Genomic DNA, 17,064 nt, shown 5'->3' on the forward strand with positions numbered 1-17,064 from the left:
ACAGAGCTCCTGTTGGCAAAAGAATATGCAAACATCAGCCAGTATTTTGCAAGCCTGCAGAAACGCCGCTTACAGTGCACATCACAAGGTAGATATAGTTCTCAATCATGCCTTGGCTGAGTTCTTCGTTATCTACGCGGCGGCGCAGAGTCTTCAAAGCGCGCACTTGAGCGATAGAAAGCGCATCCACATATGGCGAGCGCAGACGAACGACCATTCCTAGCGTGCGTGAATGCTGAAGTGGCCAGTCCTCATCCTTGATAGCAAGCACCCATTTGCGAGTCAGTGCCATCTCGTCGAGTATCTTAGCGTTGAGATCCTCACGGTCCCCCATGCTTAAGTACATGCGTGCGATACGCTCGTCCGTCTTCGCGATGGACATCTCGATGTTATCGATAAACGTACTAAACAATGGCCATGTCTTATACGCATCGCGCAGAGTGTCTAAATCGCCAAACTTTTCACATGCGGTACCAAGACCATACCATGCTGCGAGATTGATACGTGCCTGAGACCATGAGAAGACCCACGGGATAGTACGCAAATCATCCAGCGACTTTGCTCCAAGACCGCGCTTTGCCGGACGGGACCCGATAGGGAGCAAACCGACCTCAGTTAGTGGTGTCACTATGGAGAACCACGGGGCGAAATCTTCAGACTCAAGTAAATCCAAGAACCGCTCATGAGAAGCTTCATCCAATGCTTGGGACATATCTGCAAACTTCTCAGTCATCTCTGTGTTGATTTTCTCAACGGACGGCGCAGACTGAAGCAAAGTCGCAGCAGCCACAGATTCCACGTGGCGAGTGGCCAACACTGGATTTCCATAGCGTGCAAAGATGACTTCACCTTGCTCAGTGAGCTTGAATCGGCAATTTACAGAACCAACAGGTTGTGCCAAGACTGCGCGGTTTGCAGGACCACCACCGCGACCTACAGCCCCACCGCGACCGTGGAAGAGCGTGAGGTCAATCTCATGCTTCTTTGCCCACTGAGCTATACGCTCTTGAGCGCGGTGCAAAGCAAGAGTTGCAGAAGTTGGTCCAGCATCCTTCGATGAGTCGGAGTAGCCGAGCATGACTTCCATCTTGCGACCGGTTTCCTTGAGCCGCTTTTGAACTTCAGGAATCTTGATGATGTCTTCGAGAACATCGACAGAATTCTCCAAATCTTCCAACTGCTCAAAGAGTGGAATAACGTCCAAAACTGGGGCGTCGGCAGGATTTGCAAATGCCATGCGATTGAGCTCGTAGACGTCGCGGACATTCTGAGCAGATTTAGAGAAGGAAATGATGTAACGACCTGCAGCCTTGCGGCCATGACGACGTTGGATAGCTCCGACAGCGCGGAACGTATCGAGAACTTCATGTGTCATAGGCTGGAGTTCGCCGCGCTCGCCATGCAAACCATGTTCGCGGATGTCTTCCAATGCGCGCGCATGGACGACGGAGTGCTGGCGGAATTCCATCTCTACCATGTGGAAACCGAAGGTTTCGACCTGCCAAATAAGCTTTTGAATGTCGCCATACGCAGTGCGCTTTGCCCCGGCCTCTGCCAGTGAGTTCTGAACGACATGCAAATCCGCAAGGAAATCATCCGCGCTGTGATACATCAAGTCATAGTCGCGCTCAACGGTTGCTGCCAGTCTGTCAGCCATGACAAGCATAGCTGCGCGGTGAGGTTCCTGCGAGGAAATCACGGCTGCGCGACCTGTGAGAGTTTCGCTCATTTCTTTCTGGCGGCTCCAGAGTGCTAGCATTTCCGCGTTCGCTGGCGTGGTCTTTGCCTCCAATGTCATGCGCGTGCCGACTTCTCGTGTAGCGTGCTCCAGCTTTGTGACCATATGGTCGTAGAACTTGCGTGCGACAGTACGAGAGACTTTAGCTGTGACGTTTGGATTTCCATCACGATCAGAGCCTACCCAACTTCCAGGGTGGAAGAACGCTGGGCACACCGGTTGAACCGTGCCTGCCTTAGCCCCAAGAATCCAGTCGTCAAAGCGACGATACACAGATGGAATCATGTCGAAAAGTGTAGTGTCAAACACATCTATAACGGTGTTTGCTTCCTCTACAGGTGTTGGCTTCTTGAGACCAATCGGCGATGTGCGGAAGAGCGAATCAACTTCTGCGAACATCTGACGATCGAGTTCTGCACGTGCTGAACCGCCAGTTAGTTCACGCTCTTCCAAGAGGACGGCGATACGGCGAATCTTCCCCTCGACTGCCTTGCGGCGAGCTTCTGTAGGGTGAGCGGTAAATACTGGATGGAATTCTAGCTTGTCCAAAAGTTCATTTGCGCCCGCCAGCCCGACCTCATCGATAAGCTGCTTGTATGCCACTGTTAATTCATTGACAGGGTCGGTAGCAGAGTGAATGTCGACCTTTTCTTCGCGCTTTTGAAGCACGGAGACGCGGTAATTTTCCTCACAAAGATTTGCCAAATGGAAGTACGTTGTAAACGCACGCGAGAGCATAGTCGCATCTGGCAATGACGACTCGTTGAGCAGGCGGTCTGCCTCTTCAAGTCCCTTTGCAGCGATAGCACGCTCATCTGCGCCATCTTCATTTTCAATGTTACTTGCCACGATAACGTCATCGCGTAGCTCGTCGAACTGAGCTAACAAGTCGGTACTATACTCACCAATTACCTGACGCAATACATCCAAACACGTATCAAGATCGTGCTGGAGGCGTTCTGGCAGATTTCGTTCTGTCATAGAAATCTCCATCCCACCCTCATGGTTGCTCGGTCTTTTAGCCTTCTGAGGCTCCTCCTCAGTTATGATGAGCTAAACGTTGCAAGCCCAAAGCCAATCGGGTACTGATTTAATCTGACAATTTTCAGTCTACGCTTGAACGAGGTCTGTGTGTGGCTTTTCTCCTAGGTTTGTTTCACAATGTGGTGAATGTTATGGATGCATGTGTGTAATGTTTCTGCTTTATGAGTTGTGCCGCAAGAAACAAGAATCGAGCAAAGTATAAATATAAATGGGTAACGTGCATAAGATAAGTTGCTAATGCCTCTCTTCCTTTCTGATTTGACCGCTGAGCGTTCTGTCAAGGCTGCGCGAAAACATAGAGAGCGTGAGTGAAAGTGTGAGCGGTATAGAGAGTACGACAATGGCAGCATCGGTATCAACGACATCATTATCACGAGTAAATGAGCAAACGAAGCCAAATACTGTGGCGGCACATCATCGCCATTCCATTCCGCTGGATATGGACGATATCAAGGCGGACATGGACAAGCCTATCGTCGATGCAGGCTTGGCAGCTAAAGCAAGTGTAATTGTGCGTACCGGATACTTAGACCTTGCGGCAGGTACGGGTAGCTATCGAGTTAAAGAGATAATGAACCGTATCGGTTATGCGCTGGGTGTATATGTTCGCGCTGAAGTTAACCTTACGTCTATTGAAGCCTCTTGCTCTGATGGTAAAGAGCGCGTCACTGAGGTGGTAGATTTACCATCAGTTGGAGTGAATACCGAGCGTATATGGCAAATGGAGCATTTCGCAGACTGGCTCACGGTGTCTCTGGGGCATGAGGGCGTTTATCACACAGAGGCATCTCTTACTCAAGCTGATGTAGCTGACTATGGTTTTGATGATCGTTCGTCTGCTCAGGCTAGCCAGGCTCGTCACTCTCGTAGCGGTGGGCGCGATATCACGGTCCGTGAGGTGCATACCCGGTTGGATGCGATTGAGAGACGAAAGCATTTGTATGGTCCGCTTATGCATGCGCTGGGAGCTGCTGTGGCGTGTGCTTCCTTCGTGTTTCTCCTCGGTGGTGCCCCGTATGACATGATTGGCGCGTTCGTAGGTGCGGGACTAGGGCAGTATGTTCGTTCGCGTCTGAACGGTAAGCGTCTCAATCAGTTCGCAGGTGTGGGAGTAGGGGTGATTGTCGCGGCTCTAACGACGATTGCTACTTTGCGCATTATTGGTCTTATCGACCCGGCAGCGCTTGGGCATGATACTGCATATATTGGCGCTATTCTCTTTATCGTGCCGGGATTCCCGCTCATTACCGGTGGGCTTGATTTGGCAAAGCTCGACTTTCCCTCGGGTATCCAGCGTATTACATACTTCTTGTGCATTGTCGGCGTAGGAACGCTTGCGGCGTGGTTGGTGGCTACCGGAGTGGGGCTTAGCCCAAGTGGGTTTGTAACTCCTCATATCGTGTGGTGGCTCAACATTCCTCTTCTGTTTATTTTCGCAATTGGTGGTGTATGGGGTTTCTCTGTACTCTTTAACTCACCTACAAAAATGGCACTCGTCGCAGCTTTCATTGGTGCTATAGCAGATACGTGCCGTCTCGTCTTGACAAATTATTTCCACGTCTCCTTAGAGCTTGGCGCTTTTATCGGCGCTCTTATCGCGGGACTTCTTGCATCACTGTGGCGCATATCGGTGCGGCGAGGATATTTACCTGCCTCGCTAGGATTTCCTCGCATTTCGCTGACGGTTCCAGCGATTGTCATCATGGTGCCGGGATTGTATATGTATCGCGCTGTGTATGAGTTGGGCAACCTCCAGACAGTTAATGCTTTAGACTGGATTTTCAGGGCGATGCTTGCCATAGTAGGCTTGCCTATCGGTCTTGCACTCGCGCGCATTCTTACGGATAAGTCGTGGCGATTCGATGTGTAAGTGAAGCAAGGCACTTCTATGGAAGTAGTATTTGCTCTAAAGAATAGACTTAATTGCTTGCGCGAAGAGTGGTACTCGAGACTTTTCTAACACGAAAATGAATTCATCTATAGTTTTAGGAAATTCTTTGTACTCAGACAGAGCTGTAAGGCATAAGGTGGTCATGTCATTAGCATGAGCTTCGAACATTTCCACAAGAAAATCATCTGGATGATAAACGTGTACTTTACAGTCAGGGTATTCATGAGTAGGGAAATCTTTGAGGTTAAATGTAATGAGATTCCTTTCTGGAGTAGAGAGCACCGCTGCCATGACGTGTTTATCCTCGATAGAACTGTGAACTAGAGGGATAGACGTTTCGTAATTTTCAATGAGTGCATCAGGAAAGCTAAGACTCATTTGCCTTATACGGTAGTTGATATGGGTAGGAGTCATTGCTTTCGTAAGATTTTTAGCTAGCTCGTCGAGTACCTTCTGTGACCAACGAGGTGTAACGATTCCATTGTCTGCTAGCCGCAGGATGATATCAGTCAGAGTTTCGCTATAGAGCACGCATGTGTCAAGAAAAATATGTTTAGTCACGACTATGGTCACTTAATGAGTGGGTTGTCTAGTGTCCAGCGCGGATCCTCTGTCTGAGCAATCTCGCGCATTCTTTGAAGGAATTCCTCGTGACGTTTTAAACGCAAATCGCGGATAGCCTCCGCTGTCACACGACGATGTGTGCCGACCTTAATGGCTGGAAGTTCCCCGGAGTCGATCATTTTCACGACGGTTGGTCGACTCAAGCTGAGCAGATCTGCCACTTGCTGTGTGGTAAAGAGCGAGGTTGGAGACTCGACAGTTACCTGCTCTTTACGAGAAATATGCTGCAGCATGTCGAGTATGGTAACTGCGAGCTTTTGAGGAATTTCAACAGTCTTATCTTTGTTGAGAGTCAGGCTTACTCGCATCTCGCGCCTTTCTACCTCTGCAAGAATCTGTTCGTCCACAAATGCTTGTGTAAGTTTTTCTAATGTGCTGTCTTTAAAGTCTTCTGGCTTCAGGGTGACTGCCATTGGTCTTTCTAGTACTGCCGTGCTCATTTTTGCTCCAATCGAAATAAACGAAACTTGTAGTGAATAGTATAGACGAAATAAACGAAATTGAAGATATTGAATATCTTTCAAAAAACTGCAATATTGTGAAAGAGAAATTGACACCTTCGTGCATAATGAGACTATGACTGATTCCATTACTGCAAAGCCCTCCCAGAGGGAGGATATTAAAGGCTTAGTAAATCTTGATTACTTCGGCGATGATACCCCGCGCATTACGGAAACTATTATGGATACGCAACCTCCGTACGCGCTTGACCACCCTATGATGCGTCGTCATCGACCTGAAGTTTTGGCACCTGCAGGCAATCTCCAGACGGTTAAACTTGCGATTGATTACGGTGCAGATGCTGTATATTGTGCAGGAAAAATGTTTGGCATGCGCACTGCACCAAAGAATCTCTCGCATGAAGAACTTGAAGAAGCGGTTCGCTACGCGCATGCGCGTAACGCACGTATTTTTATCACGTGCAATGTACTCCCCACAAACCCTGAAATCACAGGAATTGAGCAGTATATCGGTGAGCTTGCTGAAATCGGCGTGGATGCTGTAATAGTCTCCGATATCGGTGTGATGATGATGGCACACCGTATTGCTCCACATTTAGAGATTCATATCTCTACTCAGGCAGGCGTTGTCAATTATCTTGCAGCAAATGCGTTGTATGAACTTGGTGCAAAGCGCGTGGTGTTAGCTCGCGAGTTAAGTCTTGAAGCTGTGCGAGACATTCGTAAAAATACGCCTCGCGACCTTGATATCGAGTGCTTTGTGCATGGTTCCATGTGTATGGCATTCTCAGGTCGTTGTCTAATCTCTCAGAACATGACCGGTCGTGATGCAAATCATGGTGATTGTGCACAGTCATGCCGTTGGAAGTGGAGCGTGGTAGAGGAACGACGACCAAACGAGTTCTACCCAATCGAGCAGACGGAGCATGGGGCGTATCTGTTCAATTCGCAGGATATGAACATGCTTGAGCACATTGATGATCTCATTGATGCGGGGGCCACTTCTCTCAAGATTGAGGGACGTGCAAAGTCGGCTCTCTACTCGGCTGTCGTAACGAATGCCTATAAGATGGCGACAAATATGTATGTGGAGAAGCGCGAAGCGGGAGATTTCAGCCATCTTGAGCTTCCGCAGTGGCTGAAAGATGAGCCGTACAAAGTGGTTCACCGCCCGTACTGCACGGCGTTCTACTATGAGAAGAAAGCTGGACAAGAGACAGAAAAGGGCGGCTATATCAACGATTGGCAGATGGTAGGTGATGTCATCTCTTGGAATGATGGTCGCGTTACTTTCAAAGCGAAGAACAAGATTATCCCAGGCAAGCCAATAGAATTCGTGCGTCCAGGTCAAGAGCCTTATGTGCTCATGGTGGAAGATGACATTTGGGATGAGAATGGCAAAAAGGTAGAAGCTGCAAATCACCCTACGCACATCTTCTCCTTGCCGTGTCCTGAAGAAATGGCTCCGGCAACGCCTATGCGTGCGAAGAAACTTGCTCCAAAGAAACCTATTAGGCAGTTCCGCAAAGAGGATTTACTCACGATGGCTAGTACTGATGAGGATGTCAGAGCTGCCCTTGACGACATGCCTCAGGATGATACTTCACAGGCTGATTTTCAGCATGAAGTAGATCAGGCGGCGCTGGTCTAAAGATTATTCGTTTCTTGTACGCAGGAGGGGCTCCGGTGATTCATCGCCAGAATCCCTCCTGACAGTAGAAATAGAGAATACTCATTTAGAGCACCCCGTTAAATACTTCTGTGGAGGCTGGATGTGTCCAAATCCCGTCACGGAGCATAGATGCTGGAGCGTGCAGGCGCATTGCAAGAGCCACAGTGTTGATAAGTTCCTGAGAATCCACACAGTACAACACCGCACCAAGGATTTCGTCAGTGTCTGCATCAAGAATGAACTTTGCCATGCCTTCAGGACTGCCTATAATCTTTGGACGCGGCATGACAGCAATATCAGCTATATCTGCTTTCTTCACCACAATATTGCGACCAGCTGCGCGCGCCTCATCTTCGGTCATACCGACACTTGACAACGGAGGACGGACGAAAGAAGCTGTCGGCACAGCCACGCGGTCAGAGCGCACACGTGTGCCATTGCCAATGATGTCATCCAGTACGATGCGATGATCGTCAAATGAAATGTAGGTAAACTGTGGCCCGCCATTGACATCACCTACGGCATACACGCCTTCAACGTTGGTGCGTAAATGATCGTCAACGACGATACTGCCACGACTATCCACTTCTATTCCTGCGGCATCAAGATTGAGGTTGGCAGTGGCAGCTGTGCGACCCGTTGCGAGAAGCACTGCGTCACTGGTAAATGCATCTGCAGATGTATACACAGTCAGCTGACCGTTGTCGGCTTGAGAAATTTTCTCTACTCGTGCACGAGAAATAATCTCAATACCTTGAGCGGTCATGGTGTCATACAATTTATCGGCAACGTCACGGTCGAGTCGAGAAAGGAACACGTCAGACGAGTCGAGAATGGTGACATGAGAACCAAAATCATTCATCATCGTAGCAAACTCGAGACCGATGAAGCCTCCTCCGATGATGGTAAGAGACTGAGGAAATGGTTGCGCGTGCTGGATACTTGTCGATGTGTAAACGTGAGGAAGGTCAGTGCCAGGAATATCTGGGATTCGAGTCACTGCGCCGGTGTTGATGATAATGATAGGCGCACTGACTGTTATAGACTCGGCTGCAGATTCATCTATAGAATCGTGAGTAGAGCGAGAAGAATCGTCAGCGTTAGACGGTTCAATGACAACGCTGTGAGGACCGCTAAAGCGTGCTTTACCGTCGATGAGAAGGACTTTACCCTCAAGCATAGAGTGATTTTTCGCTCGCATTTTCTCGATTAATGCATTACGATGAGCCACGGATTTTTCGAAATAATCGGCATCTGTGCTGCTTGAATCAACGTGACGAGAAGCACTAGTAATGAGTGCTTTCGTCGGTACGCAACCGATGTTGATGCATGTGCCGCCATACATAGTGGCATATTGTTCCACGAGGCCGACTTTACGAGTGGCGCTGAGCTTTGCGGCAAGAGTCTTTCCGGCTTTGCCCCATCCGATGACGAGGACATCAAGGGCGATATGAGTAGTCATATGCATAATCGTACAGAAACTGCGAGTGTGTGAAGAGCATTATGCTTATGACAAACATCGTCGAAATTTATGCCTGAGATTTGCGCTATTTATAGGTGAAACGAGATAGTAGCACGGAGGGCGACAGCCCCCTTTACGAAACCAAGCAAAGAAAAACCAAAGAGCGATGCCTTCCAAAAGAAGGACGTCGCTCTTCAAGCTCCCAGGCTACTTGATGCAGCTAAATGTGTGGCTAGAGTTGCTAGTCTTGCGTCTTAGGTGCTTTAGGATGTGGCTTTATACCAGGAATTGGCATTTTAGGGAACGGCTTGTGCACTGGAGCCTTTGTGGCAGGCTTTTGCTCTTCAGCACGTTTCGCTGCCTCTGCAGCCCATGCGGCGTAGTCGTCCAAGTCCTGCGGAGTTGACTCTTGCGCCACAGTATCTACTGCTATGTCGCTGTCTGCGATATTCTCGTCCACCTCAACTGTTTCAGTCATTACTTCTTCGTCATCATGATGACGAAGTTCTTTTTCGAGTTCGTCGTAATCTGTATCAGTTGTCAGATATTTGAGCTTACGGGCAATCTTTGTCTGTTTTGCCTTCTGGCGTCCGCGGCCCATCTGACCCCCTTAGCATGCTCAATATGCGCATAAAAAGCGCGGTTCATCTAAATCATCTCTCATAGGTTACCACTACCCCTTAATGTCGGTTAAAACATTTAGACTAAAAACATCAAAATATGGCTAAGAACTGAATAAAATCGCTATTTTCGGCTGATTTTATCAGAAAAGTTTTCACACGAATGGCGACTGGAGTGATGATGAGTGACGAGCAGCAGGTAAATCAGCAGATGACAGCAGCGGGCAATGAGATGAGCGCAAGTTTCCTCGCTGCAAAAGAGCGTTCTGAGAAAACCGCTGCTAAGCTTGCAGTGCATCCAGAGAAGTTCACGATGCTTACGGGTGATCGACCTACGGGACGTCTGCATTTAGGCCACTATTTTGGTTCCATCAAGGAACGTGTGCGTCTTCAAAATGAAGGTGTGAATACAAATATCATCATCGCAGACTATCAGGTCATTACAGATCGCGACACTACTGCAAATATTCAGGATAATGTCTTGAACCTTGTCCTCGACTATATGGCTGCTGGTATAGACCCATCAAAGACTATGATTTTCACGCACTCAGCTGTAGCTGCTGAAAATCAGCTTATGCTTCCATTCCTCTCTCTTGTCACTGAGGCTGAGCTTCACCGCAATCCAACGGTAAAGGCTGAAATGGAAGCTTCCGGTCATGCCTTGACCGGGCTCCTTTTGACATATCCTGTGCATCAAGCGTGTGACATCCTCTTCTGTAAGGCAAACGTTGTGCCAATTGGTAAGGATAACCTTCCACACGTGGAAATTACCCGCACTATCGCCCGTCGCTTCAATGAACGCTATGCGAAGAAGAATCCTGTGTTCCCTCAGCCAGCAGCAATCTTGTCTGAAGCTCCTGAAATTCCTGGTCTTGACGGTCGTAAGATGAGCAAATCCTACGGCAACTCCATCATGCTTGGGGCAACTGCTGAGGAGACTGCAAAACTTATTAAGAAGAGTCCGACCGATTCTGAACGTACCATTACTTTTGATCCTGTAAATCGTCCACAAGTATCTGCATTGCTTACTACGGCAGGTCTCACCTCTGGTCGTGAGCCACAAGACATTGCGGCAGAAATCGGTGCGGCGGGGGCAGGAGCCCTGAAAGCATACGTTATTGAATCTGTAAATAGCTTCTTGGCAGAGCATCGTGAACGCCGTGCAGAACTCGCAAAAGATATGGACTATGTGCGTGATGTACTCCATGACGGGAATAAGCGTGCAAATGAGATTGCAAACCAAACCCTTGATGAAGTGCGTGAGGCTATGGGTATGGTGTATTAGGCGAGTGTGTTTTGCTGTACTTGTGTAGTGCGTTGTGGTGATGGAGTAAGGGGAAGCGGAGTTTATGGAAAGTGTGCAAGGGGAAAAGCGAATCCGTAGAAGGTATATTCGTGTAGTTTTAGTCTGTGTAGCAGTTATTTCTCTTGTCGTGTTTACTCTACACTCATGCGGTATCGTGAGTTTCGGCTCCCCAGTTCCAGAGTCGGCTCAACGCATTATGGCAATGAATATAGTTAGAGGCTACAAGGTAAATTCAATCGAATTTACTGAAAGTAGTTGCGTTGGACCTGAAATGTATACAATTAACTTCAAGTTAAATGATAATGATAAGTATAGGGGCGTTTTGAGCTATTCTAAAGCAATGACTCTTAACCCCAAAGAATCAGCTGCACTTGGACCTATTGAGGATTTTGCATCTCTTAAACGAGTAGTCCCATTAACTGGAAAAATAGATATGAGTCACGTAAAGGTAAAATACTTATGGAGTATGGAACAATGAGTTTTACTCCACAACAACTGAATGCATTAGCTGGTGATGTTTATAGTCTTAAGGATGGCAGATACGCAAGTTTAACGAAAAGCTATCCTCTTAATGACAAGAATCAGCGTTTGGGATATTTTCATACACTTGACTATTGCAGTAACTCATCTAATGGTTTTCAGGCTATGGCTGTGGCTCCTTTAGGAGAAAATCCTCCTAAGCATGTTGCTGTTGTCTATGCAGGAACGTATCCGCTTGACATGGCAGATATTCATACAGATATGCAGCTTATTATTTCAGGTGATTCAAGTGAGTTAAAGCGTTTTTGCTATGACTCAGCAAACCCTAAAACGGGTGTAGCTACTACGGGGAATCCGGCTCCAGAGATAGGTATAGAGGAGTATCCGAATCAGCTAGACCAAGCACGTACTTTTGCTCAGAAAATTCTTAAGAAGTACCCGCATGCTAGTTATCAGTTCACGGGGCATTCCTTAGGTGGGTTTTTAGCTATTAACGTTGGTGCGGAGAATCATAAGCCTTCTGTTGGTTGGAATGCTCCCGCTCCGGGTCGTGTTATGAGTGAGAGTATTAAACGGTGGATTAAATCGCATTCAAAGGATTATCAAAATTATCGAACGAATAACGACATAATTGGTAATTTTGATGCCTTTAATTCTTCGTATGATTTAGGTATTACTCACTGGAGCGGTAACGCTCGAAAATCACCTTCGTTTCTTAAAAATCATGGTCTTGACCAATATGATTTTGATAATGAGGGGTATGTTAGAGAGCTTGGAAGTCTTTATGATAAAGCATTTGCTAACTTGAGTGTATTGCGTTCGTATCTGTCTGATGCTGATAGCCAAAAGCGTGGTTCACGTGTAGGGAAACTTTCTGACACGGACGGGTTGGTTTTTGATAGCGTTCAATCAGAAGCTGTAGCGACGAATCTGTGTCATATTAGCGAGTCTTCCAGTGAAGAAATTAATACGCTAACTCAGAAGCTTTCTCGCGATCTTGAAGAGCTGTATAGAAATGCATATCGGTATCCGCCTCGGTTTTTGAAGAGTCTTTCGAGTGACGAAATCTATGATTTGTTAGCCGCTGTCGGCGTGACACACCATTCTATGGTGGACATAGTAGGGACAGAGGCTGCGGAAAATTTGCGTACTGTTCGAGACGTTAATAGTGCAATGGAGAAATTGCATCATGATGTGAAAGTGGCTGCGGAAAAATTATTGCAAAAAGATGTCGAACTTGCTCGGTTGCTTACACCCGCAATGGCACTTACTAGTAATGATACAAAATGACAAAATTGGCGGTTAAAAGGAATGAAATATGAGTGAAATTACTGTACGACGCAGACAGATTGAAAATCAGTTGGATCTTCTTTGTGATGATTTTCATCGTGCGAACCGTGGCTTAGATGATTTCAGTGAAGAAGCTCGTTCTTATCTTCGCAATTTGGATCCTAGGATTGAAATACCATACTTTTCTTTGTTTGCGGAAATTGAATCTGTACGAGATGAAATGACTTCTTACTTCAAACAAGCACAGTATCGTTTGCAGGACGAAATTGATGAGCTAGATGATTAGCTCGCGTGGAAGGTGAGTATGACGAATAAGAGAGAAAATGCGTATACAGGAGATTATACGTCTCAAAATCATTTTGATGATTACAGTTTGGCAAAGCAGAGCGAACGTCAAGCTGCTCTGGGCTTTGTGAATAATCACTACGCACAGATTCTTATCCAACAGCGGGATCTTCTTATCGCCGATTACAGGGCTGCTGTTGTTTCAGCCTTGCGTGCTGAGAGAGAAAGACTTCAAGCAGTTTCAAATCTTTTTGATGAAACGTGGAAAGGTGAAGCTGAAAAATCTGTGAAGAAAAAGGTCAAGGAGCAAGTTGCTACTCTCGATAAGGCTATTTCGAGATTATAATGTGTTGTCAACGTACATCTTCAAAGGTGAAGGAGAAAAATGAAGAATTTTATGAGGCTTCGGGCATGATTGTGGGTAACAGTCCTCTGCCAAACTACTAAAACTGAATATTGTAAAAGTCATTCCGGCTCCTGTAAAGTATCAGCGACCAAACATCAACGATAAAGGAGAAAACCGGAGTGGCTTCTGCTGATACTTTATTGAAGAAGATGTTTAATGTCAATGGCATGGTTGCTGAATCCCACCGATTCTACGATGACGCCAATGGTGTAAAACACCTCCGGGTGCTGCCCGCCCCAACGCGTGGCACCTGAATGACTGCCCCTTCTGCCACCGCAGACTGCCCGGTTACGATACTGCAGCCAAGCACCCCAAGGTCTGGCGAGCAGTGGACTTCGGCGGCATCCTGGTGGAGATCGAGTACAGCACCCATCGGGTGAGATGCCCGGAACACGGTATCGTAACTGCTGATGTACCCTGGGCGTATCCCGGCAGCAGTTTCACCAAGGACTTCGATCTGGCCGTTGCTTGGCTGGCGAAGTATCTCCCCAGGAGCGCGGTATCCAACTACATGCGCATCGACTGGGAGACTGTCGGTAACTGTATTTCACGCAGCCTGCACGATCTTGAACCGGAACGTTCCCGCAGGCTTAACGGGCTTGTCAACATCGGCATTGATGAGACCAGCTACCGCAAGGGTCATAAGTACATCACGCTCATCGTGAATCACGACACCAACGAGGTCGTATGGGTCGCACATGGTCATGGTAAGAGCGTTCTGGAACAGTTCTACAAGGGGCTAACACCGGAACAGCTCAGCAGTATCAAGGTAGTCACCGGTGATGGAGCTAGGTGGATCACTGACTGTGTCAATGAATTCACTCCTGACTGTGAACGCTGCGTAGATCCCTTCCACGTCGTCGAGTGGGCAATGGATGCACTCGATGAAGTCCGCAAAGAGCGCTGGCATAAAGCCTACGAGGAAGCCAGCAAACTCGCTAAGGAGAATCCGCAGAAGCGTGGCCGTCCGAAGTCTGCTGACAGAGTCGCTGCTGCTATTAAGGCTGCCTGTGACAAAGCATCAGAGATCAAGGACTCTACGTATTCCCTGGGCAAGGCGCCTGAGCATCTAACCAATCGACAGCAGGTTCGCCTGGATCTGATTCAGGCGAAGGATCTGCAGCTGTTGCGTGCCTATAGTCTGAAGGAATCCCTGCGTCTTCTGTTAAAGATTCAGGACGTTAATCAGGCTGAGAAGGAGCTGAAGCACTGGCTCTTCTGGACCAGTCACAGCAGGATACCAGCGTTCAAAGAGTTATACAAGAAGATCAAGCGGCATAAGGAACATATCCTTAACACGATCCGTTTTGGACTCAGCAATGCCAGGATTGAAGCAACCAACAATAAGATCAAGCTGATCATCCGTAAGGCTTATGGCTTCCGGAACATACAGAACATGATGGATATGGTCTATCTGGTATGTTCCAACGTGCGGATACCACTTCCCAACAGAAACCTACCATCCGCAGAGTAGCTTGTTCCCAGCATTTACAGGCATTTCTGACCCACAATCATGCCCGAAGAGTCTTCTTTAAGCTGCTTTTCTGAATTTATACACTTGTGTCAGTTATAGTGAACAAAGTTCTGATGTTGATTCCAGCTACTTACCGATATTCACGCCGACGGTGAGTGGATATTTCTTTCAAGCTTTTTGCTGAACCAAATCTTGCGAAGTGCGCTCATAAGCGGCCAGCCTACCGCTCAGATGATCACCCAAGCAGATACGAAGATGTACTCCCAGATATCGTTGTGAGAGAGTGCACCTGTTTGCTCAAGATAGCCAAAGATCGTAGCTATGATGACAGCAATAGTTATAAAAATTGCCCAGGTAATTTTGCGGAATAAAATGTTTTCATCTTTGCGATGCTGAATTTGAAGGCTACGTTCCTGGTCAAGCTGTTCAATTTTATTTGCTTTTGGATCTTCAGAAACATCGTCGAAGAGTGAACTTACGGATACTCCGAAACTGTCTGCCGTGAGACGGAGCGTTTCAAGACTCATAGACTCTCCAGCTTCAAGACGCTGAATAGTCCTTACCGTTAAGCCAGCGAGGTCGGAAAGGGTGCTGCTGCGTCCAGCCACGGCTTTCGCACAGCTGCTTAATTTTTGTAGTATTCATGTTCGTCACGGCACGTTTCTCGCTCTTTCTGTGGCCGCGGCAGACACACGACATTTCCTGACGGACACATGACGCCTCCTGTGATACCCACCGAAGAGCTTAGTCAATAGGCAATGGAAGTAAATGGCTTAGGTCATCGCGCTCGCCGACGGCACTGATGTGCCCAGCCTCTTTTTCTTGATGCCAACTTGTGATGCCACATGCCATGCGCAGCCATACATCAGGGTCGAGTTCGATGACATCAGGTGGAGTGAGATTGTGCGGGTCAGACTTGGGACCTTCTAAAATCTTGACTGCGGCAAATGGAGCTATGCGAACTTCTACGCCAGGACCGGGCGCTCGAAGTTGAAGCATATAAAGTGAGTATCGCACTGCCATAGCCATATCTCGCCGAGAAAGCCGAGGGGAGATAGCTAGCAGGTCGTCCGCGCTAGCGACATCATTTGCTTGAACTCGTGCTAACTGCGCCCACTGTCGTAGAGCTGTTTCTCCGGCAAGAATATCGTGTGGTTTGATAACAGGCATGGTTTCATTGTACAAGAGCACGTTGCATATAAAGCTCAACACCTGACTCATTTGACATATTTTGGTAAAGCGTTTTACCATAGTTAAGAATTAATGTTTGAGGCAGTTGGGAGAGAGTCTCCAGGCGGCTGATAACAACGGCAGAGTCGAAAATTATTTTCGAAATCTTCGAGGAAGAAGAATAATTATGAAAAAGATGATTCTTGACCTTGACACTGGTGTAGATGATGCTCTTGCTATCTCCTACGCATTAGGTAGTCCTGAGGTAGAGCTTATCGGTATCACAGGTACATATGGAAATGTGCTTGTAGAGCAGGGCGTGCGCAACGCGCTCGCTATCACAGACTTGCTCGGTACGCCGGTGCCAGTATACAAGGGCTTAAGCCACTCAAGCACGACTGACTCATTTAAAGTATTAGAGATTTCTGAGTTTATCCATGGAAAGAACGGCATTGGCGATGCAGAAATTCCAGACTCCTCTCGATCTGTCGAGACACAGTCTGCCGTAGACTTCATCATTGATGCAGTAAAGACTTATGGCAAAGACTTGGTTTACGTGCCAACCGGTCCTTTGACGAATCTTGCTGCTGCTTTGAAGAAGGCTCCAGAAATCAAGGATGAAATCGGTCAAGTAGTTCTCATGGGTGGTGCTTTGACTGTACAGGGAAATGTCAGCGCATGGAGTGAAGCGAATATCTCTCAGGACCCTGATGCTGCAGATTACGTCTTCCGCTCTGGCATTCCAGCGACCATGATTGGTCTTGATGTCACACTGCAAACCTTGCTGACGTACAAACACACACAAACATGGCGTGATCTGAACACTCCAGCGGGTACGTTCCTTGCTGATATGACAGACTACTACATCAAGGCGTATGAAACGACTTCTCCACATTTGGGTGGCTGTGGTCTGCATGATCCGCTCGCAGTAGGCGTGGCAGTAGACCCAACCCTCGTCACGACACTTGATATCAACATGCAAGTGGACACCGAGGGGGCTACGCGCGGTCGTACTATTGGAGACAATACCCGTTTGAATGACCCTGTAAAGACCATGAAGGTGGCAGTTGGCGTGGACGTAGACCGTTTCCTTGATGAATTTATGGGCCGCATCACTCGCCTGGCTAAGGAGGTATAACAA

16 protein-coding genes are annotated in these 17,064 nt (G+C 47.7%); 9 read left to right on the top strand and 7 right to left on the bottom strand.

What is annotated here, in order from left to right; translation table 11 throughout:
* Window positions 1-34 precede the first annotated feature (34 nt).
* Entirely contained in the window at window positions 35-2,719 is a 2,685-nt protein-coding gene (locus ACFQY8_RS02355) for a phosphoenolpyruvate carboxylase (protein ID WP_377938210.1), read from the bottom strand.
* Between the two features lie 403 nt (window positions 2,720-3,122).
* On the opposite strand from ACFQY8_RS02355, the gene ACFQY8_RS02360 reads away from it, so the two are divergent.
* Window positions 3,123-4,652: a threonine/serine exporter family protein gene (locus ACFQY8_RS02360; protein ID WP_377938212.1), complete on the top strand. Its 1,530-nt coding sequence runs from the start codon at window positions 3,123-3,125 to the stop codon at window positions 4,650-4,652.
* A gap of 36 nt (window positions 4,653-4,688) precedes the next feature.
* Here ACFQY8_RS02360 and ACFQY8_RS02365 read toward each other — a convergent pair whose 3' ends face one another.
* Both ACFQY8_RS02365 and ACFQY8_RS02370 read right to left on the bottom strand, forming a co-directional pair.
* Window positions 4,689-5,234 (bottom strand): PIN domain-containing protein, encoded by a 546-nt coding sequence (locus tag ACFQY8_RS02365; protein WP_377938214.1) that lies wholly within the window; start codon window positions 5,232-5,234, stop codon window positions 4,689-4,691.
* Between the two features lie 8 nt (window positions 5,235-5,242).
* A complete protein-coding gene (locus ACFQY8_RS02370; RefSeq protein ID WP_377938216.1) occupies window positions 5,243-5,737 on the bottom strand; it encodes a helix-turn-helix domain-containing protein in 495 nt (164 codons plus the stop codon).
* A 280-nt stretch (window positions 5,738-6,017) separates the two neighbouring features.
* Here ACFQY8_RS02370 and ACFQY8_RS02375 point away from each other — a divergent pair, with 280 nt between their 5' ends.
* Entirely contained in the window at window positions 6,018-7,409 is a 1,392-nt protein-coding gene (locus tag ACFQY8_RS02375; protein ID WP_377938311.1) for a peptidase U32 family protein, read from the top strand.
* A gap of 85 nt (window positions 7,410-7,494) precedes the next feature.
* Here the strand turns inward: ACFQY8_RS02375 and ACFQY8_RS02380 are convergent, their stop codons facing one another.
* Both ACFQY8_RS02380 and ACFQY8_RS02385 read right to left on the bottom strand, forming a co-directional pair.
* Entirely contained in the window at window positions 7,495-8,892 is a 1,398-nt protein-coding gene (locus tag ACFQY8_RS02380) for an FAD-dependent oxidoreductase (protein ID WP_377938218.1), read from the bottom strand.
* A gap of 241 nt (window positions 8,893-9,133) precedes the next feature.
* Entirely contained in the window at window positions 9,134-9,493 is a 360-nt protein-coding gene (locus ACFQY8_RS02385) for a DUF3073 domain-containing protein (protein ID WP_377938220.1), read from the bottom strand.
* 197 nt (window positions 9,494-9,690) lie between these two features.
* Between ACFQY8_RS02385 and trpS the strand changes: the two genes are divergently transcribed.
* The 6 genes from trpS (at window position 9,691) to ACFQY8_RS02415 (ending at window position 14,753) form a co-directional block, all read left to right on the top strand.
* On the top strand, window positions 9,691-10,797 hold the full coding sequence (gene trpS / locus ACFQY8_RS02390; protein ID WP_377938313.1) for a tryptophan--tRNA ligase: 1,107 nt from the start codon (window positions 9,691-9,693) through the stop codon (window positions 10,795-10,797).
* A 217-nt stretch (window positions 10,798-11,014) separates the two neighbouring features.
* Window positions 11,015-11,296 carry a hypothetical protein gene (locus ACFQY8_RS02395; RefSeq protein WP_377938222.1) on the top strand — a complete coding sequence of 94 codons (282 nt, stop codon included), beginning with the start codon at window positions 11,015-11,017 and terminating at the stop codon, window positions 11,294-11,296.
* Window positions 11,278-12,588 carry a lipase family protein gene (locus tag ACFQY8_RS02400; RefSeq protein WP_377938224.1) on the top strand — a complete coding sequence of 437 codons (1,311 nt, stop codon included), beginning with the start codon at window positions 11,278-11,280 and terminating at the stop codon, window positions 12,586-12,588. The genes ACFQY8_RS02395 and ACFQY8_RS02400 overlap by 19 nt, the downstream gene beginning before the upstream one ends.
* Before the next feature lie 28 nt (window positions 12,589-12,616).
* Window positions 12,617-12,874 carry a hypothetical protein gene (locus ACFQY8_RS02405; RefSeq protein WP_377938226.1) on the top strand — a complete coding sequence of 86 codons (258 nt, stop codon included), beginning with the start codon at window positions 12,617-12,619 and terminating at the stop codon, window positions 12,872-12,874.
* An 18-nt stretch (window positions 12,875-12,892) separates the two neighbouring features.
* The gene (locus tag ACFQY8_RS02410; protein WP_377938228.1) at window positions 12,893-13,219 is read left to right on the top strand and encodes a hypothetical protein; all 327 of its coding nucleotides are present in this window, start codon (window positions 12,893-12,895) and stop codon (window positions 13,217-13,219) included.
* Between the two features lie 310 nt (window positions 13,220-13,529).
* Window positions 13,530-14,753, top strand: coding sequence for an ISL3 family transposase (locus ACFQY8_RS02415; RefSeq protein ID WP_377938315.1), 1,224 nt, complete (start codon window positions 13,530-13,532; stop codon window positions 14,751-14,753).
* Between the two features lie 227 nt (window positions 14,754-14,980).
* On the opposite strand, the gene ACFQY8_RS02420 is transcribed toward ACFQY8_RS02415, so the two are convergent.
* Window positions 14,981-15,361, bottom strand: a complete 381-nt coding sequence (locus tag ACFQY8_RS02420; protein ID WP_377938230.1) for a helix-turn-helix domain-containing protein — start codon at window positions 15,359-15,361, stop codon at window positions 14,981-14,983.
* A 136-nt stretch (window positions 15,362-15,497) separates the two neighbouring features.
* A complete protein-coding gene (locus ACFQY8_RS02425; protein ID WP_377938232.1) occupies window positions 15,498-15,923 on the bottom strand; it encodes a sterol carrier family protein in 426 nt (141 codons plus the stop codon).
* 187 nt (window positions 15,924-16,110) lie between these two features.
* On the opposite strand from ACFQY8_RS02425, the gene ACFQY8_RS02430 reads away from it, so the two are divergent.
* Window positions 16,111-17,061, top strand: coding sequence for a nucleoside hydrolase (locus tag ACFQY8_RS02430; protein ID WP_377938234.1), 951 nt, complete (start codon window positions 16,111-16,113; stop codon window positions 17,059-17,061).
* The last annotated feature ends 3 nt before the right edge of the window (window positions 17,062-17,064 follow it).

Origin of the sequence: Alloscardovia venturai, from assembly GCF_042676605.1 — a bacterium.
Classification (GTDB): domain Bacteria; phylum Actinomycetota; class Actinomycetes; order Actinomycetales; family Bifidobacteriaceae; genus Alloscardovia; species Alloscardovia venturai.